This is a genomic window from Streptomyces sp. HUAS 31 (assembly GCF_028198125.1).
GTDB classification, from domain to species: Bacteria; Actinomycetota; Actinomycetes; order Streptomycetales; family Streptomycetaceae; genus Streptomyces; species Streptomyces chartreusis.
This window is the reverse complement of the sequence record NZ_CP116353.1, coordinates 5,441,223-5,465,935: the sequence shown is the minus strand read 5'-3', so window position 1 is coordinate 5,465,935 and position 24,713 is coordinate 5,441,223. Positions and strand designations below refer to the sequence as shown.

Genomic DNA, 24,713 nt, shown 5'->3' with positions numbered 1-24,713 from the left:
GCACCGCGCGCCTATCCTGGCCGGACAGGCTCTCGGCCCCGGCCCCAGCCGCATCGACCCGCACGAGGAGCAGCCATGCCCACCGCCGCACCGTCCGCCGCCTCCCGCATCGCCGTCGTCACCGGTGCGAGCAGCGGAATCGGAGCCGCCACGGCACGGCAGCTCGCCGCGGCCGGCTACCGCGTGGTCCTCACCGCCCGCCGCAAGGACCGCATCGAGGCGCTGGCCGAGGAGATCAACGCGGCCGGGCACGCCGCGACCGCGTACCAGCTCGACGTGACCGACCGCACGGCCGTGGACGAGTTCGCGACGGCCTTCAAGAGCATCGGCGTCCTCGTCAACAACGCCGGCGGCGCGCTCGGCGCGGACCCGGTCGCGACCGGCGACCCGGCCGACTGGCGCACGATGTACGAGACGAACGTCATCGGCACCCTGAACCTCACCCAGGCCCTGCTGCCCAAGCTGGAGGCGAGCGGCGACGGCACGGTGGTCGTCCTGTCCTCCACGGCCGGCCACGGCACCTACGAGGGCGGCGGTGGCTACGTCGCCGCCAAGCACGGCGCCCACGTCCTCGCCGAGACCCTCCGCCTGGAGATCGTCGGCCGCCCGGTCCGCGTCATCGAGGTCGCACCCGGCATGGTCAGGACCGACGAGTTCGCCCTGACCCGCTTCGGCGGCGACGAGAACAGGGCGGCGAAGGTCTACGAGGGCGTGGCCGAGCCCCTCACCGCCGACGACGTCGCCGACACCATCACCTGGGCGGTCACCCGCCCCAGCCACGTGAACATCGACCTCCTCGTCGTCCGCCCCCGCGCCCAGGCATCCAACACGAAGGTGCACAGGGACCTGTAGTGGCACAGGACGATCGCAAGGACCCCCACAACGAACGCCAGATGTGGTGGTGGCTGGGCTACTTCCTCTTCGGCATCCACATCGTGGCCTTCGTGATGATCTACGCGGTGACCCACGCCCCGAAGTAACCCGGAGCGGCGTGTTAACTCACAAGGGTGATCATCACCGATCACCCGACCGCAGTCCGAACAGTCGACCTAGGCTCGCGCCACAACATCAAAACGACGGCCCCCGGCCGGGCGGCAACCCGACCGAGGGCCTGACCAGCAAGGAAGGATGAGCTTCCTCGTGGCTGACTGCGAGCCTAGCGTCCACCAATTCATGGACCTGACGGTCCCCGAGTACGCCTACATGTTCGGCTTCTTACAGGCGGACGGGCATCTCTCCCAACAGTCCCGGCAGCGGGGGCGGTTGACGGTCGAGATCGGCGCGCGAGACATCGATCTCCTGCGTACGTTCCAGAAGCTGACGCCGTACAACAGCAGCATCACCGAGCGCACTCGATCCACGAACTTCGCCGAGACTGCCCACTCAGCGATCTGGAGCCTCTGCTCCCTCGAAGCCAGGACCAAGCTCAACGAACTCGGCCTGCCGTACGGCCGCAAGTCGAAGACAATCACTCCGCCAGGTATCGAGTTCTCACACCGCGACTACCTACGAGGGGTCGTCGACGCCGACGGTTCGGTGGGATACACCAGCCAGGGGTTCCCCTTCTTGTCCCTGGCAACGAAGAGCACTGCCATCGCGGTCTTCGCGTGCTCCTACGCAAGGGAGATCACAGGAGCCGAACGCACCCTCAAACGCAACGCGCGGGACGGCATTTACAACGTCATGTACACGAAGGAAAACGCCCAGCAGTTGGACTGCCCACGTCTACTACCCGGGTTGCCTGTCACTGGAGCGGAAGCAGATCGCTGCTGACTCAATCGCCCCATGGGTCCGTCCCGCAGGGATGGGACGCAGGCCACCGCGCATCCAATGGACCGCCGAAATGGACCGAGTCCTCCTTGCTGCACCAACCATCGCCCACGCGGCAGCGGAGCTCGGTTACTCCACCAGCCCGTGTCAAAACCGTCGGTGGAAGCTGTTGCACGGAGTAGTGCCGCTGCCGGACTGAACAGTGGGTGACGGGCGCGGCCCACCAGCACCCCGCCCGTCACTCTCTACCCCTTCACGCAGATGACCTGCTTCAGCTTGGCCACGACCTGGACAAGGTCCCTCTGCTGATCGATGACCTGCTCGATCGGCTTGTAGGCAGCCGGAATCTCGTCGACGACACCGGAGTCCTTCCGGCACTCCACGCCCCGGGTCTGCTCCTCCAGGTCCTTCGTCGTGAAGCGACGCTTCGCCGCGTTACGGCTCATGCGCCGACCCGCGCCGTGCGACGCCGAGTTGAAGGCCTTCTCGTTGCCGAGACCCTTCACGATGTACGAGCCCGTTCCCATCGAACCGGGGATGATCCCGTATTCGCCGGAGCCGGCCCGGATCGCGCCCTTACGAGTCACGAGCAGATCCATGCCCTCGTACCGTTCCTCGGCCACATAATTGTGGTGACACGAAATCTCCGGCTCGAAGGTCGGCTTCCCCTTCTTGAACTCCTTGCGGATGACGTCCTTGAGGAGAGCCATCATGATCGTGCGGTTGTACTTGGCGTACTCCTGCGCCCAGAACAAGTCGTTTCGGTACGCCTGCATCTGCGGTGTGTCCGCCACGAAGACCGCGAGATCACGATCGACCAGGCCCTGGTTGTGCGGGAGCTTCTGGGCCACACCGATATGATGCTCGGCCAGTTCCTTGCCGATGTTGCGCGAACCGGAGTGCAGCATCAGCCACACCCGCCCCGAATCGCAAACGTTTACTTCTGCAAAGTGATTCCCGGCTCCGAGCGTTCCCATCTGCTTGGTCGCCCGCTCCTCACGGAACTTCACCGCCTCGGCGACCCCGTCGAACCGCCCCCAGAAGCCGTCCCACCCGGACATGCCGAAGCCGTGCAGCCGGCCGGGGTCGACAGGGCTGTCATGCATCCCCCGCCCCACCGGAATCGCCTGCTCGATCTTCGACCGCAGCCGGGACAGGTCCCCCGGCAGGTCGTTCGCCGTCAGGGACGTCCTCACCGCCGACATACCGCAGCCGATGTCCACGCCGACCGCCGCGGGACACACGGCCCCCTGCATCGCGATGACGGACCCGACCGTCGCGCCCTTTCCGTAATGCACGTCCGGCATCACGGCGAGGCCCTTGATCCACGGCAGGGTCGCGACGTTCTGGAGCTGCTGGAGTGCGGAGCCCTCGATCGTCGCCGGGTCGGCCCACATACGGATGGGAACCTTCGCGCCCGGCATCTCCACGTACGACATATCGTCCTCAATCCCCCGGAAACAAAACACAAGTCTGAAATCGCAAAACCGGCGCCAGGGTCGATGAAAAGGGACAACGGACCGGCGTCCACGGTGGTGCGTGCGATACACATTGTCTCCAGTGGGCGCCCCCGCGCGGCAAGCGAATAACCAGCGGGGACACTGAGAGACCGGCAGCGGACCGACCACACAGCCACCGTCGAGAGGAGCCTGACCGTGCAGCGGAAGGCCTACGTATCCGGCGTCGCCGCACTCCTCGCGGCGCTGCTGGCAGGCTGCACCGGCAGCTCCGACAGCGGCGGCGCGACCGACGACTCCAACCCGGGCGACGCCGGCACGGCGACCGCGACGGCCGAACCCGGCCGCTACCGCACGCTCCCCGAACCCTGCGGCGTGGTCGGGGAGGACACCCTCGACTCGCTCCTGCCCGGCATCCAGGAACTCACGAACGCCGACCAGCAGGAGAAGGCGTACGAGGGCACACCGACGCTCACCTACGACACCGACCGCAAGATCGGCTGCCGTTGGAAGGTGGATTCGGCCGACGCCACCGACCACCTCTTCGTCGGCTTCGAGCGCGTCGTGTCGTACGACACCTCGGTCAGCGACGACAGCGAGGCCGAGGAGCTCTTCGCGACCAAGCAGGAGGCGGCGGACCTGCCCGAGCCCGTGAGTTCGGACAGTGACACCGCGGGCGGCGAGGGCACGGCGAGCACCGACCCGAGCGGCAGCCCGAGCGGCTCGCCCTCCTCCCCGGCCGCCAACTCCCCGTCCCCGTCCGTTTCGTCCTCGACGTCCCCCTCTGCGTCCGCGTCCACCGACGCCGCCGACGCCGCTGAACTCCAGCCCCGGGTACTGGAGGACCTCGGCGACGAGGCGTTCCTCGACGACCAGCTCGCCGGCTCCGGTTCGACGGCTCAGCAGCGCACGGTGACTGTGGCGTTCCGCACGTCCAACGTGATCGTGACCATCGAGTACGAGGAGCAGTCGGCGGCCGTCGGTGTCGTCCCGGACAGCGAGGAAATGCAGGACAGGGCGCAGAAACTGGCCGCACGGCTGGCGGACGCGCTGTCGGAGTAGCGCCCGTTCTTCACACCTGCACCCCCCTGTGCGACGTAACCGAAACGAGACCGCACAGCTTCTTCACCGCGTACCGTGGCCCCTCGGACCCGATCCGACCGCAGGAACCACAGTGGCAGTCATGAGTGAAGGAACCATGCAGCGAGCAGTGAAGCGAGACCAGCCTGTCCGGCGTGACCAGCGTGAGCAGCGGGCGAGGGGCCTGCGCCGAGCCGTTGTCTGCGCGGCCGCAGTCCCCGTGATGCTGATCGCCGCGGGCTGCTCCTCGGACTCCGGTTCGGGCGACAAGGCCGCCGACGACAGCGGTACGAAGTCCTCGGCGTCGTCGTCCGCGAGCCCGTCGCCGACGGTGCAGGCGGCCGCGTACAAGTCGATCCCGGACGCGTGCAAGGTGCTGGGCAAGAAGACCCTTGAGGACCTGGCTCCCAAGGCCAAGTCGGGCAAGAAGGGCTCTTCGGACGACGCGTCGACGCGCGGCTCCTGCTCCTGGAGCAGCCTGGACAACAACGGCGTGAAGGGCTCGCAGTTCCGCTGGCTCAACGTCTCCCTGTTGCGCTTCGAGTCGGATGTGACGCGCGGCTCGGGCGAGAAGCTGGCCCAGGGGTACTACGAGACGCAGGTGCAGGACGCCAAGTCGGTGTCCGGTGCGAAGAGCCTGAAGTCGGAGCCGGTCGCCGGGGTCGGCGACCAGGCGACGGCGGTGCGCTACGACCTGAAGAAGAAGGAGGGTTCCTTCAAGCAGGAGACGGTCGTGGCCCGGGTCGAGAACGTCGTCGTGACGCTCGACTACAACGGCGCCGGTCTCGCCGGTGAGAAGACCCCGAGCGCGGACACCCTGAACAAGCTCGCCCAGAAGGCCGTCAAGGAGGTCGTGGCCGCGGTGGCCGAGGCCAATGACGGCGGCTCTGCGGGCACGCCGAGCAGCGCCCCCTCGAAGTCTGCTTCGAAGTCTCCGTCCGGCAGCGCGTCGAAGGCGGCGTCCAGCTCCCCTTCCAAGTCAGCGGCGAAGAAGAGCTGACCGTCACACCGGGCACGGCGCTGCGTCACAACGCGCAGCTCAGCCAGGCCCTTTGCACGAGCCCGGCCCGATAACGGTCCGGGCTCGTGCCCGTACCGGGAGAACGTACGCCGTACGGATGTGCCACTCTGTTGCGCGCAACAACACGCAATGGGAGGGGAGTACGAGTGGCCGGGCCACCCCAGCTGACTCGGATGCACCGCGTTCTCATCGGCGTGGTCGTGTTCGGCGCCGTGATCATCGCCGGCATCGGCTTCGCCGGTTCGTACGCGGCCGTCCGTGAGCTGGCCATCCAGAAGGGCTTCGGGAACTTCAGCTATGTGTTCCCGATCGGCATCGACGCGGGCATCTGTGTCCTGCTCGCCCTCGACCTCCTGCTGACCTGGATCCGAATACCGTTCCCGCTGCTGCGGCAGACCGCCTGGCTGCTGACGGCCGCGACGATCGCGTTCAACGGCGCGGCGGCGTGGCCGGATCCGCTGGGCGTCGGCATGCACGCGGTCATCCCGATCCTGTTCGTGGTGGCCGTCGAGGCCGCCCGGCACGCGATCGGCCGCATAGCGGACATCACCGCCGACAAGCACATGGAGGGCGTCCGCCTCACGCGCTGGCTGCTCTCCCCGCTGCCCACGTTCCTGCTCTGGCGTCGTATGAAGCTGTGGGAGCTGCGCTCCTACGAGCAGGTCATCAAGCTGGAGCAGGAGCGCCTGGTGTACCAGGCCCGGCTGCGTTCCCGCTTCGGCCGCGCGTGGCGGCGCAAGGCGCCGGTGGAGTCGCTGATGCCGCTGCGTCTGGCGCGCTACGGCGTTCCGCTCGCGGACACGGCTCCGGCGGGGCTTGCCGCGGCGGGCATCGAGCCGGCGGTGCTGCCGCCGGCACGGCAGCAGGCCCTGGGTGTCGCGCCCGCGGCCGAGGTTTCCGCGCCGGCGCCGGCCGCCACCGCTGCGGCGCCCGTCCCGCAGCAGCGGACGGCGCCTGCCGGCGAGCAGCGTCCCGAGCTGGCGGGGCCGCCGGCACCGGGTCAGCAGGAGTATGTGCAGGACTGGTTCAACACGCCTCGCCAGGTCGAGTACCAGGGCGGCTACGACGCCTTGTACGACCCGCAGGAGCACTACGAGGAGTGGTACCAGGAGCAGGTCCAGGCGGAGCAGTACCAGGACCAGTACGTGGAGGAGCCCCCGACCCAGGAGCCGTCTCCGGAGGACACCGGTACCTTTCCGATCCCGGTGACCCCCAACCGCACCCGTCAGCTGGGGGAGGGCGGCGGCACCCCGGCGCCGGCGCCGGGCGAGGAGGACTACTACCTGGTCTTCCGTGAGTCGATCAAGGGCGGGAACGGCGCGCCGACCCCGCGCGGGTTTATCGCCGACGTCGAGGCCACGTACGGCGTCACGCTGGAGGAGGCCGAGTCCAAGCGGATGGTGAACCGCTTCTCCAACCGCCTCAACGCGGAACTGACGGACGAGCACATCGCCTGACGAGCACATCGCCTGACGCGGACGGCGTCCGAAGCGCACGAGAAGGGGCCCCCGACAGGTCGGGGGCCCCTTCTTCGTCTCGCGGGCTACTCGCCGAGCAGGCGCCGCACCCGCTCCTGCCCGACCGCGAGCAGCAGCGTGGGCAGTCGCGGTCCGGTGTCCCGGCTCACCAGCAGGTGGTAGAGCAGGGCGAAGAACGCCCGCTGGGCGGTCTTGATCTCGGCCGGCAGTTCCTTGGGCGTGGCGTCGGCGGCGAACCCGGCCTGCACCTTGGGCACGCCGTAGACGAGGTGGGTGAGCCCGTCCAGCGACCAGTGCTCGGCGAGGCCGTCGAGGAGCAGCCGCAGCGACTGCTGGGACGCCTCGTCGAGGGACTTCAGCAGCTCGCCGTCGGCCTCCTCGCGCACGATGGTCCGCTGGTCGGCGGGCACCTGCGTGTTGATCCACGCCTCGGCCTTGTCGTACCGGGGGCGGGCCTCGTCCAGGGTGGCCAGCGGGTTCTCCGGGTCGAGCTCGGAGAGGATCCGCAGCGCCTGGTCCTGGTGTCCGGCGGTGATGTCGGCGACGGAGGCGAGCGTCCGGTACGGCATCGGGCGTGCCGTGCGCGGCAGCTCACCCGCGGCGGTGCGCACGGCACGGGAGTGCGCGGCGATGTCGGCGGGCAGCGCGGAGCCGTCCTCGACCTTCGTGTCCAGCTTGTCCCACTCGTCGTAGAGCCGCTGGATCTCCTGGTCGAAGGCGATCTTGAAGGACTGGTTGGGCCGGCGGCGGGCGTAGAGCCAGCGCAGCAGCTGCGGCTCCATGATCTTCAGCGCGTCGGACGGGGTGGGCACTCCACCGCGCGAGGACGACATCTTGGCCATCCCGGAGATCCCCACGAAGGCGTACATGGGCCCGATGGGCTGCTTGCCGCCGAAGATCCCGACGATCTGCCCGCCGACCTGGAAGCTGGACCCCGGGGACGAGTGGTCGACGCCGCTCGGCTCGAAGACGACGCCCTCGTACGCCCATCGCATGGGCCAGTCGACCTTCCAGACCAGCTTGCCGCGGTTGAACTCGTTGAGCCGCACGGTCTCGGAGAAGCCGCACTCGTTGCACGTGTACGACAGCTCGGTGGTGTCGTCGATGTACGAGGTGACGGTGGTGAGGTCCTTCTCGCAGTTGCCGCAGTAGGGCTTGTACGGGAAGTACCCGGCGGAGCCGTGGCTGCCGTCGTCCTCGCCGGCCGCGCCGGAGCCCTCGGCGGCCTCCAGCTCGGCCTCGTCGAGCGGCTTCTGCGACTTCTTCGCGCCGCCCTTGGACTTGGTGCGGTACTGGGCGAGCACGGCGTCGATGTCGCCGCGGTGCTTCATGGCGTGCAGGATCTGCTCCCGGTACACGCCCGAGGTGTACTGCGCGGTCTGGCTGATCCCGTCGAACTCCACGCCGAGCTCGGCCAGCGCCTCGACCATGGCCGCCTTGAAGTGCTCGGCCCAGTTCGGGTGCTCGGAGCCCTCCGGCGCGGGCACGGAGGTCAGCGGCTTGCCGATGTGCTGAAGGTGGGTCTCGTCGGAGACACCCGCGATCCCCTTGGGCACCTTGCGGTAGCGGTCGTAGTCGTCCCAGGAGATCAGGTGCCGGACCTCGCGGCCGCGCCGCCGGATCTCGTCGGCGACCAGGTGCGGGGTCATGACCTCGCGCAGGTTGCCCAGATGGATGGGGCCCGAGGGGGAGAGTCCGGACGCGACGACGACCGGTTTGCCCGGGGCCCGACGCTCCGACTCCTCGATGACCTCATCCGCGAAACGGGAGACCCAGTCGGTGGTCTCGGTGCTCTGAGCCACGATCGGCACGTCCTTCTTTCTCCAGGGCAGCCGTACGGTCAACGGCCGGCACTGCATTCTCCCAGAAGGCATCCCGGTCGAGAAAACGGCTTTACCACCCATGGGATACTGACTGCGTCCATCCGACCCACGAGGAGAACGGCTCCCAATCCCATGGCCTCGGTCACGCCCCTCAGCGCCTCCGTCGAACAGCAGCTCACGTCCGCCCTCTCGGCCACCCTGCCGGAGGCGACCGACGTCGACCCGCTGCTGCGACGTAGCGACCGGGCGGACTACCAGGCGAACGGCATCCTCGCCCTCGCCAAGAAGGCCAAGTCCAACCCCCGGGAGCTGGCCGCCCAGGTCGTCGCCGGCATCACCACCGGTGACGTGATCAAGGACGTCGAGGTCTCCGGCCCCGGCTTCCTCAACATCACCCTCACGGACCGGGTGATCACCGAGAACCTGGCCGCGCGGTACGCCGACGGCGACCGGCTCGGCGTGGCGCCCAAGGCCGAGCCCGGCATCACGGTCGTCGACTACGCCCAGCCGAACGTGGCCAAGGAGATGCACGTCGGCCATCTGCGCTCCGCGGTGATCGGCGACGCCCTGCGCGGCATGCTCGACTTCACCGGCGAGAAGACGATCGGCCGGCACCACATCGGCGACTGGGGCACCCAGTTCGGCATGCTCATCCAGCATCTGTTCGAGAACCCCGGCGAGCTGGCCCCCGCGGCCGAGGTCGACGGCGAGCAGGCGATGAGCAACCTGAACCGGGTGTACAAGGCGTCGCGCGCGGTCTTCGACTCGGACGAGGAGTTCAAGGAGCGGGCCCGCAAGCGGGTCGTCGCCCTGCAGTCCGGGGACAAGGAGACGCTGGAGCTCTGGCAGCAGTTCGTCGACGAGTCGAAGGTCTACTTCTACTCCGTCTTCGAGAAGCTCGACATGGAGATCCGCGACGACGAGATCGTCGGTGAGTCCGCGTACAACGACGGCATGCCCGAGACCGCCCGCCTCCTGGAGGAGATGGGTGTCGCGGAGCGTTCCGAGGGCGCGCTCGTCGTCTTCTTCGACGACATCCGCGGCAAGGACGACAAGCCGGTCCCGCTGATCGTGCAGAAGGCCGACGGCGGCTTCGGTTACGCGGCCTCCGACCTGACGGCGATCCGCAACCGGGTCACGGACCTGCACGCCACGTCCCTGATCTATGTCGTGGACGTGCGGCAGTCGCTGCACTTCAAGATGGTCTTCGAGGCGGCGCGGCGCGCGGGCTGGCTGACCGACGGGGTCACCGCGCACAACATGGGCTACGGCACGGTGCTGGGCGCGGACGGCAAGCCGTTCAAGACGCGTGAGGGCGAGACCGTACGTCTTGAGGACCTCCTCGACGAGGCGGTGCAGCGGGCCGCCGAGGTGGTCCGGGAGAAGGCGCGGGACCTCACCGAGGACGAGATCCAGGAGCGGGCGCAGCAGGTCGGCATCGGCGCCGTGAAGTACGCCGACCTGTCGACGTCGCCGAACCGGGACTACAAGTTCGACCTGGACCAGATGGTCTCGCTGAACGGCGACACGTCGGTCTACCTCCAGTACGCGTACGCCCGTATCCAGTCGATCCTGCGCAAGGCGGGCGAGACGAAGCCGGCCGCCCACCCGGAGCTTGAACTGCACGCGGCGGAGCGGGCGCTCGGCCTGCACCTGGACGCGTTCGGGGACACGGTCTTCGAGGCGGCGGCGGAGTACGCCCCGCACAAGCTGGCCGCGTACCTGTACCAGTTGGCGTCGCTGTACACGTCGTTCTACGACAAGTGCCCGGTGCTGAAGGCCGAGTCGCCGGAGCAGGTCGAGAACCGTCTGCTGCTGTGCGACATGACGGCCCGCACGCTCCACCAGGGCATGGCCCTGCTGGGCATCCGGACGCCCGAGCGCCTCTGAGCCCGTGACGTGACGCCGCGGCCCGTCCTCTCCCCCGCGGGGAGGACGGGCCGCGGTCGTTCCGGGCCGACGGCTCAGCAGTACTGCTTGGAGTCGGCCGCGAAGTCCTTGAACGCGGCCTTGGTGCCCGATCCGGCGATGCCGTCGATCGCGCCGGTGTAGCCGTGGTGCGCCTTCAGGTCACGTTGCAGGGCCTTGATGGTGTTCGGGCCGACGATCCCGTCGATGCTGTCGTTGTAGCCCCAGTGCGTCTTGAGCCAGCGCTGGAGCGCCTTCCAGCTGTTGGTGCCGAGCTGCCCGTCGAGGGCGCCGGTGTAGTCCCAGTAGTCCTGGATCCAGCACTGGACGTAGCGGGCCTCGGTGGTGCTCAGGCCGAGGTTGTTCACCGCGAGGACGCCGACCTCGGCGCGCACGGCCGGCTTCGCGTCCGAGGCGGCGAAGGACGTGCCGGCGGTCGCGAGGCTTCCGGCGGCGAGACCGAGGACGGCGCCGGCGCTCACGAGGGTCCTCGTCCAGATGTTCGCTCGCATGCGTTTCCCTCTCGCTCTGTTGGGGTGCCGGCCCCTGCCGCCGGCTGGTGGGACGAGAGTGCGGGGCGGGCGGCGAGCGTTGCCAGGGCCGCCGCGCAAGTGACGTCGTCGTGGGACGTCCCACGCGCTGACCTGCGCGGATGCCTCCGACGTGGACGTCATGGCGGGACGCCTGTGACGGGGTGGGTGGCCGATTCCGTACCGGTGCCGGAACCGACTTCCGGTGCGGGCCGTGGATGCTGTTGCAGAATGCGGCGGGGGCGCGGGGGCCGCTGACCACGGACCGCGGGCCCGGACCGTGAACGCGAATGGGGGGAACATGTCGCGTTGGGCAGCGCTGCCCGCGGAACTGGATCCGCGCGTGCGGCAGTTGGTGGTGCGGTTGCGTCGGCTGAAGGATCACAGCGGGCTGAGCCTGCGGCGGCTGGCGGCGCGGACGGGGTACAGCCAGAAGTCGTGGGAGCGGTACCTGGGCGGCCGGTCGCTGCCACCGCGGGAGGCCGTCGAAGCGCTGGCCCGGGCCGTGGACGAGGAGCCGACCCGGCTGCTGGCGCTGCACGAGGTGGGGGCGGAGGCGTGGCGGAACGGACGCCGCGAGGCGACGGCCGGTGAGCCGGAGCAGCTCGTGGCACCGGAGGGCCTCTCCGCCGAGACCACCGGCCCCCGGTCGCCCGGCCGTTCGCTGCGGGTCGCCCTGGTGGCGGGGGCCGTGGCGCTGGTGCTGGCGCTCTCCACGGCCGTACTCCTCGTCGTCCGGCTGAGCGGCGGCGACCCGGCACAGCCGGCTTCGCCCCTGCTCGCGACCGGCGGGCAGTCGTCCCCGGCCGTGTCCGCGTCGATGCCGCCTTCCGCGTCGGCCCCGCCCTCGGCACCGGCGTACACCTGCCGTCCCGAACGGGTCGACGGCCACTGGTACGCGGGTCTGAGCCGCTCCCGGGACGCCATCCTGGCCAGCGGCCACGCCGGGCCGGAGGTCGCCGAGGCGCAGTGTCTGCTGCGCCGGGCGGGCTTCTCGCCGGGTGTCATCGACGGGATCTTCGGGCCGGTGACCGAGCGCGCGGTCAGGCAGGTGCAGCGGCGGGCGGGCCTGGTGGTGGACGGCATCATCGGGCCGCACACCTGGAAGGCGCTTCGGCAATGACGGCGCCGTCGCCGGAACGGGGCCGACTGGCCGCCGCGTTACGGGAGTTGAAGGGCCGCACCGGCCTCAGCCTGGCCGGGCTCGCGGCCAAGACCGCGTTCAGCAAGTCGTCCTGGGACCGCTACCTCAACGGCAGGACGCTCCCGCCGCGCGACGCGGTGCGGGAGCTGTGCCGCCTCGCCGGGGAGCCGGAGGGGCGCTGTCTGGCGCTGTGGGAGATCGCCGAGTCGGAGGGCAGCGGACGGGCGGCGGCCAAGCCCCCTGAAGAGGCCGCGCCCGTCGAGGACGACGGCCGGCGGGGCTCGGCGGACCAGAGTTGCGTGCACCGCCGCGCGACGCTGGTCGCGGTGCTCGCTTCGGTGTCCGCCGTGGTCGTCGGGGGCGTCGCCGCGGCGGCCCTGCTGCTGCCGGACCGGCGCGGCGAGCCCGGGGCGGCGCTGTCGCCGCCGCCGTCCGTGGCCGGGCCGCGCTGCCGGGGGGAGGTCTGTGAAGGCAAGAGCCCGATGCGGATGAAGTGCGCGGGGGCGCCGCTCACCCTCGCCTCGTACCGGACGGCGACCGGCGCGTGGCTGGAGCTGCGCTACAGCCAGGAGTGCGGGACGAGTTGGGCCCGGATGTGGGGGACGCGGATCGGCGACCGGCTGGAGATGTCGGCGACCGGAGGCGCCGGGGACAATGCCGGGAACAGCGCCGGGAGCGGGACCGGGAACGGCCGCGTCCGCAGCGTGGAGATCCGGAACGGCGTCGACGCGGACTCCTACGTCTACACGCCCATGACCGCGGCCGACCCGGGCAGCGTCGTGCGGGCCTGCTTCGACCCGGTGGCCGGCGGCGAGGAGTGCTTCGACAGCCGGGTGGCGAGGTGAGTTGTCAGTGCCGCCCCCTACAGTCACCGGCATGGCGACTCTTCCCAATCCGCTGCCGAAGCTCACGAGCGACCCCACGGGTGCCGCTCTCGGTCTCCGACTCCCGCCCGGCCGACTCGTCGACGCGACCGACGAGGGCCCTTGGCACGAGCCCCTGCTGTGGCTCGCGGACGGAAAGGCGGCGCCCGGCGACTGGGCCGCGCTGGCCCCGGCCCGGCGGTCCGCCGGCCTGCTGCCGGTCGTCGTGGACGGAGGCGGCCGGCACGGCGGCCCTCAGGACTGGGAGCTGGCGCCGGACGCGGTGTCGTACCCGGGAGATCACGACGCCGACGAGGTGCTGGCGGATCTCTGGGAGGAGTACGCCGCCGGGGAGACGCAGGAGGAGTGGCCGGGCTTGGCCGACGCCACCGCCGACCCGGACTCCGGCTCCGGCTCCGCCGAGGACCCGGACGCCGTGGCCATGGACATCGCGGACGACCTCGTGGAGAGCGGCGGCCTGCTGGAGGAGCCCCGCCTCGCACTCGTCCCGGCCCGCCGCAGCGCGGACATCCCGGCGGCGATCGGCTGGTCGGGCCCGGTGAACCACGAGGGCGACACCGCCCGCCTGTGCGCGGTGCTGCGCTCCTGGGAGGACCGCTTCGGCATACGCGTGGTGGCGCTCGGCTTCGACCACCTGCTCGTCTCCGTCGCGTTCCCGCCGGCCACCGTGGCCGAGGCGGAGGCCGTCGCCGCCGAGCATTTCGCGTTCTGCCCGGACAACATCCTGCAGAGCGGCGACACCAGCGTCCGCGCCTATGCCGAGAACCGTCTGCTGGGCCGGCCGGCCTGGCACTTCTGGTGGGACTGACGGCCCGTCCTCACGCGGGCGGCAGCAGCGTCATCCCTTCGGGGACGTCGATCCCGAACTCCTCGTCCAGCAGGCGCCGCGCCTCCGCCTCCCCCGTCACCTCCCGCTCGACGACCGTTCCGTCCACCCGCGTATCTGCGAGGAGCCGGCCGTTGAGCAGCAGGTGGCGCTCGGCGGACAGGCTCTGGACGTAGACGCGCTGGGTGAAGGGCGAGCGCGGGTTGGTGCCGATGTGCCAGTTGATGACCTCGAAGTCGGGCTTCTCGAACGGCTCCAGGGTGAACGCGTACTGGCCGGCCCACTCGTCCTTCGTCCGGTCGTGGGCCTGCAGCAGCCACAGCGGGAGCGGCCCGTCGTGCGGGGCGTGGCCGAGCCGGTGCCGGCGCCCGGCGTCCTCGAACTCGACGCCGGCCGTCAGCGGCACCGGTTCCAGCAGCGCGCCGATCGCGCCGAAGCCGACGTCCGCGAGATAGGGCTGCGGGTCGCCGGGTGCCTCGACGAGGAGCGCCATGTGGGTGCGGGGCCGGCTGTCGATGCGGTCCGCTCCGACGACGACCCGTGCGGCCAGCCGGGTCACCCGGAACCCGAGCGCCTCCAGGACGCCCGCGAACAGGGTGTTGTGCTCGTAGCAGTAGCCGCCGCGCCGGCTGTGCAGCAGCTTGGCGGTCAGGTCGGCCGGATCGAGGGAGGGGGCGATACGCCGCAGGGCGTCCAGGTTCTCGAAGGGGATGGCCCGCATGTGCGCCAGGTGCACTCCCCGCAGCGTCGCCAGGTCAGCCCGCCGCTCCCCCTCCCAACCGATCCGCCGGAGATACGCGTCGGGATCGAACCTCTGGGTTTCGGTCATGCCTTCACCCTAGGAACACGGGCCGCTCCCCGTCCGCCGTCCACGGTCCGACCCGCGCTGCGCCCTTGGCCCTAGGACCCCAGCCCCTTGCCCAGCCGCCGCAGCCCCTCCCCGATCTCCTCCGGCGTCTGCGTCACGAAGCACAGCCGCAGGGTCGAGCGGTCGGGTTCACCGGCGTAGAAGGGTGCCCCGGGGACGTAGGCGACGTCGTGCCGCACGACCTGAGGCAGCAGGGCCGTCGTGTCGTAGGAGTCCGGCAGGCGGGCCCACAGGAACATGCCGCCCTCGGGCCGGTTCCAGGTCGAGCCCTCCGGCAGCGCCCCGGGCAGACCCGCCAGCATGGCGTCGCGGCGTTCGCGGTAGACGTCCCTGACGCGGGCCACATGGGCGTCGAGGCCGCCGAGGCAGCGGGCCGCGGCGAGCTGGTTCACGGTCGGAGTGTGCAGGTCGGCGGCCTGCTTGGCGACCGCGCAGGCCCGCCGCAGGGCGGCCGGGGCGCGCAGCCAGCCCAGCCGCAGGCCGGGCGCCATCACCTTGGAGAAGGAGCCGAGCAGCACCGTCCGGTCCTCGGCGCCCGGGTACGAGGCGATCCAGGGCACGCGCTCGCCGTCGTAGCGCAGTTCGCCGTACGGGTCGTCCTCGACGATCCACACCCCGAGCCGGGCGGCGGCCTCGGCGACGGCGGCTCTGCGTTCGGCGGGCAGGGTCCGGCCGGTCGGGTTCTGGAAGGTGGGGACGGTGTAGAAGAGCTTGGGCCGCTCCCGCGCGACCAGTTCCTCCAGCGCCCGCGGGTCCACGCCGTCCGCGTCGCAGGGCACGGCCACGACCCGGGCTCCCGCCAGGCCGAACGCCTGAAGTGCCGCCAGATAGCAGGGGTCTTCGACCAGGACCGTGTCGCCGGGCTCCAGCAGCGCGGTGGCCAGGAGCGAGAGGCCCTGCTGGGAGCCGGTGGTGATGAGCAGGTCGTCGGCGTCGGTCGCCAATCCCCGTGCCGACATGCGGGCGGCGAGCCCGGTGCGCAGAGCGGGTTCGCCCTCGGTGGTGGAGTACTGAAGGGCCTGCGCGGGAGTCTGGGCGAGCACGTCCCGGAAGGCGGCCGCGATGGCCTCCCGGTCGAACAGCTCGGGGGCCGGGAGCCCGCCCGCGAAGTTGATGACCTCGGGCCGGGCGGTGACGGCGAGGATGTCCCGCACGGGCGAACCGCCGACGGCGCCGGTCCGCGCCGCGAGCGGCGGCACGGCTGCCGGGGCGGTCGGGAGCGCGGCGTCCGGGGCGGTCGGGGGCGCGGCTGCCGGGGCGGTCGGCGGCACGGCTGCCGGGGCGGTCGGGAGCGCGGCGTCCCGGGCGGTCGGCGGCACGGCTGCCGGGGCGGTCGGGGGCGCGGCTGCCGGGGCCGTCGGGGGCGCGGGTTCGATGACGGTCATGACACGGCTCCTTGGGCTGCGGCGACACGGGCGACGGCTCGTGCCGGGCAGCCTAGAGAACTACATGTCCTCTACAAGCGACTTTCCGGGATACGGACCCCGCCGTCCCGCACCCGAGGCCGGGCCGCCGGTCCCGACGCCTTCCGGCGTCCCACGGCCGGTCCCCGCTGTCCGGCATCCCCGCAGGTCAGCGGCCGTCCCATCGCTCGGGTGTCCCGAATCCGCGGTCCATGGTGGCGGTCGGGACGGATGATCACGCAGGCTGGAGGGCGACCCCGACCCCCACCCATGGAGAGGGCCGCACCATGTCCGCGTCCGCACACCCCCCTCGCTCCCGGGCCCGGCTGCTCGCTGCCACGCTGGTGGCGGTCGCCGTACTCGCGCTCACCGCGTGCGAGGACGGCCAGGGCCTGCGCGACGAGGGTCCGTCGACCCCGACCAGCCCGACGGCCACCGCGCCCACGACTCCACCGCCGTCGGACGGACGGTGACGGTGCCCGGGTGCGCCGCGGCTACTGGCGGCCCAGCTTCTGCGCGGCCTCCGTCGCCCAGTAGGTGAGGATGTTGCGCGCGCCGGCCCGCTTGATGCCGGTCAGCGTCTCGAGGATCGCCCGGTCCCGGTCGATCCAGCCCTTCTCGGCGGCGGCCTCGATCATCGAGAACTCGCCGGAGATCTGGTAGGCGGCGACCGGCACGTCCACCGCGTCGGCGACCCGGGCCAGGATGTCGAGGTAGGGCCCGGCCGGCTTGACCATCACCATGTCGGCGCCCTCCTCCAGGTCGAGGGCCAGCTCGCGCATCGACTCCCGGACGTTCGCGGGGTCCTGCTGATACGTCTTGCGGTCGCCGTTGAGGGAGGAGGCGACGGCCTCGCGGAAGGGCCCGTAGAACGCGGAGGCGTACTTGGCGGTGTAGGCGAGGATCGCGACGTCCTCCCGCCCGATCTGGTCGAGCGCGTCACGGACGACGCCGATCTGCCCGTCCATCATGCCGCTGGGCCCCACGACGTGGGCCCCGGCGTCGGCCTGCACCTGCGCCATCTCGGCGTAGCGCTCCAGGGTCGCGTCGTTGTCGACACGCCCCTCGTCGTCCAGCACACCGCAGTGCCCGTGGTCGGTGGTCTCGTCCAGGCACAGGTCGGACATGACGAGCAGGTCGTCGCCCACCTCGGCGCGCACGTCGCGGATGGCGACCTGGAGGATGCCGTCGGGATCCGTCCCCGGCGTCCCGAGCGCGTCCTTCTTCTCCTCCTCGGGCACCCCGAAGAGCATGATCCCGGAGACCCCGGCCTGCACGGCCTCCAGCGCCGCCTTCTTCAGGCTGTCCCGCGTGTGCTGGACGACACCCGGCATGGTGGCGATGGGCACCGGCTCGCGGACGCCCTCGCGAACGAAGGCCGGGAGGATGAAGTCGGCGGGGTGCAGCCGCGTCTCGGCGACCATGCGCCGCATGACGGGGGTGGTCCGCAGACGCCGCGGCCGAGTACCGGGAAAGGATCCGTACGTCGTCATGCCACCTACGCTACGCCCGCCCCGGCAGCACCTTTGCCGACGTCCCGTCGGGGCCCGGCATGCGAGGGGCACGATCACGGGTCCATCCTGAAGAAAGGCACTGGAACACTCCCGCAGACACCCTCGAACCATCCCTCCGTACACGCTCCACGGAGGCCGCGATGACAGCGACCCACCACAACACTCCCGACCTGTTCGCCCTCTCCGACATCCGCGGCCCGGTCCTGCGCCCCGCCGACGACGGCTACGCCGACGAGGTCACCGGCTTCAACCTGGCGGCGCTGCACACCCCCGAAGTGGTCGTGGGCGCGACAGGCGCCGACGACGTCGTCGCGGCCCTGCGCTGGGCGACGGCCACGAACACCCCCGTCGCGATCCAGGCGACGGGCCACGGGGCGAACTTCCCCATCGACCACGGCCTGCTGGTCAACACGAAACGCATGACCGACGTACGCGTCGACCCGGACGGCCGTCTCGCCACCGCCGCGGCCGGAGCGAAGTGGCGCCACGTCCTGGACGCAGCCGCGCCGTACGGCCTCGCCGCGCTCTGCGGCACCTCGACCGACGCGGGTGTGGTCGGCTACACCCTGGGCGGCGGGCTCCCGGCGCTTGGCCGCACCTACGGCTACGCGGCCGACCTTGTCCGCTCGTTCCAGGTGGCCACACCGGACGGCACACTCCGCGAGTGCGACCCGGACCACGAGCCCGAACTGTTCTGGGCGCTGCGCGGCGGCAAGGGCAACGTGGGAGTGGTCACGTCCATGACCTTCGACCTGCTCCCCCTCGCCACCCTCCTCGGCGGCGGCATCTACTGCCCTGGCGAACACGCGGAGGCACTTCTGACCGCCTGGGCCGACTGGACGCACGAGGTCCCGGACGAGATGTGCACGGCGTTCAGCCTGCTGCGCCTGCCGCCCCTGCCCCAGATCCCAGAGCCGCTGCGCGGCGGCTTCTGGGCCAGGGTGGCGGTCGCCTGGACCGGCGACCCGAAGACGGGCGAAGAGCTCTTGTCCCCGATCCGCTCGGCCGCGCCGGTGACCGTCGACACGGTGGAGGAAATGCCGTACGCGGCGATGGACCGCATCTACATGGAGCCTCAGGACCCGCTTCCCGCGCGGGAGTCCTGCGCCCTGCTGCACGACCTGACCCCGGACGCCATCGGTGCGTTCCTCGCCCAGGTCGGCCCGGAGGTCCCCGACTGTCCCCTGCTGCTGGTGGAGATCCGGCACATGGGAGGTGCCCTGGCCCGACCGGCCCGGCTGGAGGACGCGATATGCGCCCGGGACGCGGACTATTTCCTGGAAACCGTGGGCGTCCTGGCCGCCCCGCCCGCCGCCGAGGCGATCGAGGCCGCCACGGCAGCCCTGCACACGGCCATGGCCCCCTACGGGACGGGGCACACCATGGTCAACATCCACGGCACCCCGGGCGACGACGCCGACCGGGCCCGGGCCTGGACCCCCGAGGTCTACGACCGCCTGTGCAAGGACAAGTCGACCTACGACCCGTCCAACCTGCTCAGCTTCGGCCACACGGTGGCGTCCGGCGCCTGACTTCACCGTGACATGCGTCGGCGGGGGCGCCGAGCCTCATGGCCCGCGCCCCCGCCGCGACTCCCCTGCCTAGGTGGTCGACCGCCTGCGCCGAGCCCCGGGCCTGCGCTCGCTCGGCCGTGTCACCGGGTCGCCGGCCTCCAGCGCCGCGGCACGCCGCCGCAGCCCGAAGTCCGCCAGCGCCTCGGCCAGCCTGTGCACGGACGGCTCCGGAGCCATCACGTCCACCCGCAGCCCGTGCTCCTCGGCGGTCTTCGCGGTGGCGGGACCGATACAGGCGATCACGGTCACGTTGTGCGGCTTGCCGGCGATCCCCACGAGGTTGCGCACCGTGGACGACGAGGTGAAGAGAACGGCGTCGAAGCCACCCCCCTTGATCGCCTCCCGGGTCTCCGCCGGCGGCGGCGAGGCCCGCACGGTCCGGTAGGCCGTGACGTCGTCGACCTCCCAGCCGAGCTCGATGAGCCCGGCCACCAGGGTCTCCGTGGCGATGTCGGCCCGCGGCAGGAACACGCGGTCGATCGGGTCGAAGACCGGGTCGTACGGCGGCCAGTCCTCCAGCAGCCCCGCGGCCGACTGCTCACCGCTCGGCACCAGGTCCGGCTTCACGCCGAAGGCGATGAGCGCCTTCGCGGTCTGCTCCCCCACCGCCGCGACCTTGATCCCGGCGAACGCACGGGCGTCGAGCCCGTACTCCTCGAACTTCTCCCGCACGGCCTTGACCGCGTTCACCGAGGTGAAGGCGATCCACTCGTACCGTCCGGTCACGAGCCCCTTGACGGCCCGCTCCATCTGCTGGGGCGTGCGCGGCGGTTCGACGGCGATCGTCGGCACCTCGTGCGGCACGGCCCCGTACGACCGGAGCTGGTCGGAGAGCGAAGCCGCCTGCTCCTTCGTACGCGGCACGAGCACCCGCCACCCGAAGAGCGGCTTGGACTCGAACCACGACAACTGGTCGCGCTGTGCTGCGGCGGAACGCTCACCGACCACGGCTATCACCGGCCGGCCGCCCTCCGGCGAGGGCAGCACCTTGGCCTGCTTCAGCGTCTGGGCGATGGTGCCCAGCGTCGCGGTCCAGGTCCGCTGCCGGGTCGTCGTGCCGGCGACGGTGACCGTCAGCGGCGTATCGGGCTTGCGTCCCGCCGACACCAGTTCACCGGCGGCCGCACCCACGGAGTCCAGCGTCGTCGACACGACCACGGTCCCGTCCGACGCGCCGACCTCGGTCCAGCAACGGTCGGACGCGGTGCGCGCGTCGACGATCCGCACGTCCGCGCCCTGCGCGTCACGCAGCGGGACGCCGGCGTAGGCGGGGACGCCCACGGCCGCGGCGACACCCGGTACGACCTCGAACGGCACACCGGCCGCGGCGCACGCGAGCATCTCGTTGGTGGCGTACGTGTCGAGCCCGGGATCCCCGGACACCGCACGCACGACCCGCCTGCCGCCGCGCGCGGCCTCCATGACAAGATGTGCGGCATCCCGCACCGCGGGTAGCCCAGCGGTCGTTGACGCGCCGTCAACAACCGCTAGTTGAGGCGTGCCTGTGCCCGGCACGGCGTCCGCATCGGGACCCGTGTCCGTGTGCACTTCGGCGATGCCGGCTCTGGCGTGCACGCGTACGACGTCGAGCACCTCGTGCTCGGCGACCAGTACGTCCGCGTTCGCCAGTGCCTCGACGGCGCGCAGAGTCAGCAGCCCCGGATCCCCGGGTCCGGCACCGAGGAAGGTGACGTGCCCGTGTTCAAGGCCGGCGGGAAGGGTGGTGGGGCTCACTGTGCTCGCTCCCCCATCAGACCGGCCGCGCCCTGGGCAAGCATCTCGGTAGCGAGTTCGCGACCGAGCGCCAGCGCTTGGTCGTGCGTCTCGGGCACGGGACCGGTGGTGGACAGCTGCACCATGCGCGAACCGTCGGTCGTGCCGACGACGCCACGCAGGCGCATTTCCTTGACAATCTGCCCGTCGGCCAAAAGGTCGGCCAGCGCGCCCACAGGGGCGGAGCAGCCGGCCTCCAGGGCGGCGAGCAGTGATCGCTCGGCGCTCACGGCGACCCGTGTGAACGGGTCGTCGAGCTCGCCGAGCGCGGCGACGAGGTCCGCGTTGTCCGCGGTGCACTCGATCGCCAGTGCCCCCTGGCCGGGGGCGGGCAAAACCGTGTCGACCGACAGGAAGTCGGTCACTTCTTCGCTGCGGCCGATGCGATTCAGGCCGGCCGCGGCCAGCACGACCGCGTCCAGCTCGCCGTCGCGCACGTACCGGATCCGGGTGTCGACGTTGCCGCGGATCGCGACCGTCTCGAAGTCCAGCCCGTGGCTGCGCGCGTACGCGTTCAGCTGGGCCATCCGGCGCGGCGAGCCCGTACCGATGCGCGCGCCGCGCGGCAGGTCGGTGAGCTTGAGGGCGTCCCGGGCGACTATCACGTCACGCGGGTCCTCGCGCTCGGGGACGGCCGCCAGGGCCAGTTCCTCGGGCTGCGTGGTCGGCAGGTCCTTCAGGGAGTGCACCGCGAAGTCGACCTCGCCCCTGACGAGCGCGTCCCGCAGGGCGGTGACGAACACGCCGGTGCCGCCGATCTGTGCGAGGGCCTCGCGCGAGACATCGCCGTACGTGGTGATCTCGACGAGTTCGACGGGCCGTCCGGTCACCCGGCGTACGGCGTCCGCGACCTGCCCGGACTGGGCCATGGCGAGCTTGCTGCGCCTGGTGCCGAGCCGTAGTGCCTGCTGAGTCATCGTGGGCCTCGGTTCTTCTCGGTGCTGTCCTCGGCGCGGGAGACGGAGGCCACCGTCTCCTGATCGAGGTCGAACAGGGTCCGCAGGGCGTCCGCGTACCCGGCGCCGCCGGGCTCGGCCGCGAGCTGCTTGACCCGCACGGTCGGGGCGTGCAGCAGCTTGTCGACCACGCGCCGCACGGTCTGCGTGATCTCACCGCGGTGCTTGTCGTCGAGGCCGGGCAGACGGCCCTCCAGCCGGGCGATCTCGTTCGCCACGACATCGGCGGCCATCGCGCGCAGCGCGACGACGGTGGGCGTGATGTGCGCGGCCCGCAGCGCGGCGCCGAAGGCGGCGACCTCGTCGGAGACGATCCGGCGGACCTGGTCGACGTCGGCCGCCATCGGGGCGTCGGCGGAGGCTTCCGCCAGCGACTCGATGTCCACCAGACGCACGCCGGTCAGCCGGTGCACGGCCGCGTCGATGTCGCGGGGCATGGCGAGGTCGAGCAGGGACAGCGCCGGCGTGGGCCGGGGCACCTCGATCACGGGTTCGGGCTTGCGGCGCTCGGGGATGCGGCCGACGGTGGCCGCGGTCGCGGCGAGCGCGGTGATCAGCTCGGCGTCGGCCTCGGGGCTGCGCCGGGCGGCCTCCCGCCGGTCGACGGCGCTGCCCGCGGCCCACGCTGCGTGCTGCTCCAGGGTGGCCGCGTCCATCCCTGCGACGGCGGCCTCGCCGAGCACGGAGAAACCTCCCTGCACGGCGGCGACGTCCAGCGGGCAGTTCTCGTCGGTGCCGACGCTGGTGGGCGGCAGCGGGGTCTGCCGTACGTCGGCGCTGTCTGCGTTCGCCCTGGGCGCGGGCGCCCGGTCGGCCGTACGACCGCCGCTCCCGGCCCCGTCGAAGGCGACCGGACGACCGGTACGGCCCTCCACCGCGGCGGCGACCTCCTCGGCCGCGAGGACGAGGCCGGTCGCGCCGGTACAGGAAACGGCGACGTCGGCACGTGTCAGCTCGACCGGCACCGACTCCATCGGTACCGCGCGGGCGGGCACGTCCGTGCCGTCGGTCAGGATCTCCACGAGCCGCTCGGCGCGGTCCTGCGTCCGGTTGGCGATGACGATCTCCGCGACCCCGGCCCGCGCGAGCGTCGCCGCGGCCAGCGAGGACATCGAACCGGCGCCGATGACCAGGGCCTTCTTGCCGCGGGCCCACTCTGTGACGTCCGTGCCCTCGGCCAGCTGCTCCAGGCCGAAGGTGACCAGGGACTGGCCGGCGCGGTCGATGCCGGTCTCGGAGTGGGCGCGCTTGCCGACCCGCAGGGCCTGCTGAAAGAGGTCGTTCAGCAGGCGTCCGGCGCTGTGCAGTTCCTGCGCCTTGGCGAGGGAGTCCTTGATCTGCCCGAGGATCTGGCCCTCGCCGACGACCATGGAGTCGAGCCCGCAGGCCACCGAGAAGAGGTGGTGGACGGCCCGGTCCTCGTAGTGGACGTAGAGGTACGGCGTGAGCTCGTCGAGGCCCACCCCGCTGTGCTGGGCGAGCAGCGTGGACAGCTCGGCGACACCGGCGTGGAACTTGTCCACGTCGGCGTACAGCTCGATGCGGTTGCAGGTGGCGAGCACCGCGGCCTCGGTGGCGGGCTCGGCGGCGACCGTGTCCTGAAGCAGCTTGATCTGGGCGTCCGTGCCCAGCGCGGCCCGCTCCAGCACGCTGACCGGGGCGCTGCGGTGGCTCAGCCCCACGACGAGGAGACTCATGCCGGCATCACGGCGGGTACGTCCCCGTCGGGCCCCTGATCGGCGGAGTCGTCGGACCCCTCACGGGTGGCGGCGGCCGGTCCCGCGCCGTCGGTGTGGGCCTCCTCGCCCGCCTTGCGCTGCTCGTGGAAGGCGAGGATCTGCAGCTCGATGGAGAGGTCGACCTTGCGCACGTCGACACCGTCCGGGACGGTGAGCACGGTCGGCGCGAAGTTCAGGATGGAGGTCACACCGGCGGCCACGAGGCGGTCGCAGACCGGCTGGGCGGCACCGGCGGGAGTGGCGATGACACCGATCGACACGCCGTTCTCCTGGATGATCTTCTCCAGGCTGTCGGAGTGCTGCACCGGGATCCCGGCGACGGGCTTGCCGGCCATGGCCGGGTCGGCGTCGATGAGCGCGGCGACCCGGAAGCCGCGGGAGGCGAATCCGCCGTAGTTGGCGAGGGCGGCGCCGAGGTTACCGATGCCGACGATGACAACCGGCCAGTCCTGGGTCAGCCCGAGTTCGCGGGAGATCTGGTAGACGAGATACTCGACGTCGTAGCCGACACCGCGCGTTCCGTACGACCCGAGGTACGAGAAGTCCTTGCGCAGCTTGGCGGAGTTGACCCCCGCCGCGGCCGCGAGCTCCTCGGAGGAGACCGTGGGTACCGAGCGTTCCGACAGTGCGGTCAGGGCTCGGAGGTACAGCGGAAGCCGGGCGACGGTGGCCTCGGGAATCCCTCGGCTGCGGGTCGCCGGTCGGTGAGTTCGGCCAGTTGCCACGGTGCTCCTGCGGGTAGAGCGTGGGGGCAGGCGGTCACATGTACCTAGACCGCCCCGTCGAATGCAGGCTATGTCTTTGTGAACGCGTGCACAAAGATGGTGTCCGATTTGCCCGCCCAACGTGACCGGGCTCACGCACGCCCGGCGCACTGGTGTGGAACCGGCGCACACGCACCACCGTTCCTCAACTCTTGAGGGCAAAACCGCACACTCTCCTCAACGATCCCCGCCCCCGAGACC

Annotated in this window: 22 protein-coding genes; 12 read left to right on the top strand and 10 right to left on the bottom strand. The window is 71.2% G+C overall.

Annotated features, from left to right (window positions below; genetic code table 11):
- Positions 1-75 precede the first annotated feature (75 nt).
- The 3 genes from PGH47_RS24410 to PGH47_RS24400 all read left to right on the top strand — a co-directional run bounded on the left by PGH47_RS24410 (position 76) and on the right by PGH47_RS24400 (position 1,773).
- Positions 76-852 carry an SDR family NAD(P)-dependent oxidoreductase gene (locus PGH47_RS24410; protein WP_271665219.1) on the top strand — a complete coding sequence of 259 codons (777 nt, stop codon included), beginning with the start codon at positions 76-78 and terminating at the stop codon, positions 850-852.
- The gene (locus tag PGH47_RS24405; RefSeq protein WP_271665218.1) at positions 852-980 is read left to right on the top strand and encodes a hypothetical protein; all 129 of its coding nucleotides are present in this window, start codon (positions 852-854) and stop codon (positions 978-980) included. The genes PGH47_RS24410 and PGH47_RS24405 overlap by 1 nt, the downstream gene beginning before the upstream one ends.
- A 148-nt stretch (positions 981-1,128) precedes the next feature.
- Complete coding sequence (locus tag PGH47_RS24400; protein WP_333938102.1) at positions 1,129-1,773, top strand: hypothetical protein; 645 nt, start codon at positions 1,129-1,131, stop codon at positions 1,771-1,773.
- A gap of 242 nt (positions 1,774-2,015) precedes the next feature.
- Here PGH47_RS24400 and PGH47_RS24395 read toward each other — a convergent pair whose 3' ends face one another.
- Positions 2,016-3,209 carry an RtcB family protein gene (locus PGH47_RS24395; protein WP_271665217.1) on the bottom strand — a complete coding sequence of 398 codons (1,194 nt, stop codon included), beginning with the start codon at positions 3,207-3,209 and terminating at the stop codon, positions 2,016-2,018.
- A 216-nt stretch (positions 3,210-3,425) separates the two neighbouring features.
- On the opposite strand from PGH47_RS24395, the gene PGH47_RS24390 reads away from it, so the two are divergent.
- The 3 genes from PGH47_RS24390 (at position 3,426) to PGH47_RS24380 (ending at position 6,785) form a co-directional block, all read left to right on the top strand.
- Positions 3,426-4,289, top strand: coding sequence for a DUF3558 domain-containing protein (locus tag PGH47_RS24390; RefSeq protein ID WP_271665216.1), 864 nt, complete (start codon positions 3,426-3,428; stop codon positions 4,287-4,289).
- A 121-nt stretch (positions 4,290-4,410) separates the two neighbouring features.
- Positions 4,411-5,307: a DUF3558 family protein gene (locus PGH47_RS24385; protein ID WP_271665215.1), complete on the top strand. Its 897-nt coding sequence runs from the start codon at positions 4,411-4,413 to the stop codon at positions 5,305-5,307.
- 167 nt (positions 5,308-5,474) lie between these two features.
- Positions 5,475-6,785, top strand: coding sequence for a DUF2637 domain-containing protein (locus PGH47_RS24380; RefSeq protein ID WP_271665214.1), 1,311 nt, complete (start codon positions 5,475-5,477; stop codon positions 6,783-6,785).
- A gap of 86 nt (positions 6,786-6,871) precedes the next feature.
- On the opposite strand, the gene lysS is transcribed toward PGH47_RS24380, so the two are convergent.
- A complete protein-coding gene (gene lysS, locus PGH47_RS24375) occupies positions 6,872-8,617 on the bottom strand; it encodes a lysine--tRNA ligase (RefSeq protein ID WP_271668139.1) in 1,746 nt (581 codons plus the stop codon).
- 144 nt (positions 8,618-8,761) lie between these two features.
- On the opposite strand from lysS, the gene argS reads away from it, so the two are divergent.
- Positions 8,762-10,519, top strand: a complete 1,758-nt coding sequence (gene argS / locus PGH47_RS24370) for an arginine--tRNA ligase (protein WP_271665213.1) — start codon at positions 8,762-8,764, stop codon at positions 10,517-10,519.
- 74 nt (positions 10,520-10,593) lie between these two features.
- Here argS and PGH47_RS24365 read toward each other — a convergent pair whose 3' ends face one another.
- The gene (locus tag PGH47_RS24365; RefSeq protein ID WP_271665212.1) at positions 10,594-11,049 is read right to left on the bottom strand and encodes a peptidoglycan-binding domain-containing protein; all 456 of its coding nucleotides are present in this window, start codon (positions 11,047-11,049) and stop codon (positions 10,594-10,596) included.
- Positions 11,050-11,368: 319 nt separating this feature from the next.
- On the opposite strand from PGH47_RS24365, the gene PGH47_RS24360 reads away from it, so the two are divergent.
- The 3 genes from PGH47_RS24360 to PGH47_RS24350 are packed head-to-tail and all read left to right on the top strand — an operon-like array spanning position 11,369 to position 13,903.
- A complete protein-coding gene (locus tag PGH47_RS24360; protein ID WP_271665211.1) occupies positions 11,369-12,190 on the top strand; it encodes a peptidoglycan-binding protein in 822 nt (273 codons plus the stop codon).
- Positions 12,187-13,056, top strand: a complete 870-nt coding sequence (locus PGH47_RS24355; protein WP_271665210.1) for a helix-turn-helix domain-containing protein — start codon at positions 12,187-12,189, stop codon at positions 13,054-13,056. Before PGH47_RS24360 ends, PGH47_RS24355 begins: the two co-directional genes overlap by 4 nt.
- Positions 13,057-13,087: 31 nt before the next feature.
- Entirely contained in the window at positions 13,088-13,903 is an 816-nt protein-coding gene (locus PGH47_RS24350) for a DUF4253 domain-containing protein (protein WP_271665209.1), read from the top strand.
- 10 nt (positions 13,904-13,913) lie between these two features.
- Here the strand turns inward: PGH47_RS24350 and PGH47_RS24345 are convergent, their stop codons facing one another.
- Both PGH47_RS24345 and PGH47_RS24340 read right to left on the bottom strand, forming a co-directional pair.
- Positions 13,914-14,750, bottom strand: coding sequence for an arylamine N-acetyltransferase family protein (locus tag PGH47_RS24345; RefSeq protein WP_271665208.1), 837 nt, complete (start codon positions 14,748-14,750; stop codon positions 13,914-13,916).
- 71 nt (positions 14,751-14,821) lie between these two features.
- The gene (locus PGH47_RS24340) at positions 14,822-16,174 is read right to left on the bottom strand and encodes an aminotransferase-like domain-containing protein (RefSeq protein WP_271665207.1); all 1,353 of its coding nucleotides are present in this window, start codon (positions 16,172-16,174) and stop codon (positions 14,822-14,824) included.
- A gap of 305 nt (positions 16,175-16,479) precedes the next feature.
- Here PGH47_RS24340 and PGH47_RS24335 point away from each other — a divergent pair, with 305 nt between their 5' ends.
- Positions 16,480-16,665, top strand: a complete 186-nt coding sequence (locus tag PGH47_RS24335) for a hypothetical protein (protein WP_271665206.1) — start codon at positions 16,480-16,482, stop codon at positions 16,663-16,665.
- A 21-nt stretch (positions 16,666-16,686) separates the two neighbouring features.
- Here PGH47_RS24335 and hemB read toward each other — a convergent pair whose 3' ends face one another.
- Positions 16,687-17,685 carry a porphobilinogen synthase gene (hemB, locus tag PGH47_RS24330; RefSeq protein ID WP_271665205.1) on the bottom strand — a complete coding sequence of 333 codons (999 nt, stop codon included), beginning with the start codon at positions 17,683-17,685 and terminating at the stop codon, positions 16,687-16,689.
- Positions 17,686-17,846: 161 nt separating this feature from the next.
- Between hemB and PGH47_RS24325 the strand changes: the two genes are divergently transcribed.
- Positions 17,847-19,238 (top strand): FAD-binding oxidoreductase, encoded by a 1,392-nt coding sequence (locus PGH47_RS24325; protein ID WP_271665204.1) that lies wholly within the window; start codon positions 17,847-17,849, stop codon positions 19,236-19,238.
- Positions 19,239-19,307: 69 nt separating this feature from the next.
- Here PGH47_RS24325 and PGH47_RS24320 read toward each other — a convergent pair whose 3' ends face one another.
- The 4 genes from PGH47_RS24320 to PGH47_RS24305 are packed head-to-tail and all read right to left on the bottom strand — an operon-like array spanning position 19,308 to position 24,473.
- The gene (locus tag PGH47_RS24320) at positions 19,308-21,014 is read right to left on the bottom strand and encodes a uroporphyrinogen-III synthase (RefSeq protein WP_271665203.1); all 1,707 of its coding nucleotides are present in this window, start codon (positions 21,012-21,014) and stop codon (positions 19,308-19,310) included.
- Positions 21,011-21,970 (bottom strand): hydroxymethylbilane synthase, encoded by a 960-nt coding sequence (gene hemC, locus PGH47_RS24315; RefSeq protein ID WP_126902604.1) that lies wholly within the window; start codon positions 21,968-21,970, stop codon positions 21,011-21,013. The genes PGH47_RS24320 and hemC overlap by 4 nt, the downstream gene beginning before the upstream one ends.
- On the bottom strand, positions 21,967-23,706 hold the full coding sequence (locus tag PGH47_RS24310; protein WP_271665202.1) for a glutamyl-tRNA reductase: 1,740 nt from the start codon (positions 23,704-23,706) through the stop codon (positions 21,967-21,969). Before PGH47_RS24310 ends, hemC begins: the two co-directional genes overlap by 4 nt.
- Entirely contained in the window at positions 23,703-24,473 is a 771-nt protein-coding gene (locus tag PGH47_RS24305) for a redox-sensing transcriptional repressor Rex (protein ID WP_030957690.1), read from the bottom strand. Before PGH47_RS24305 ends, PGH47_RS24310 begins: the two co-directional genes overlap by 4 nt.
- Positions 24,474-24,713 lie beyond the last annotated feature (240 nt).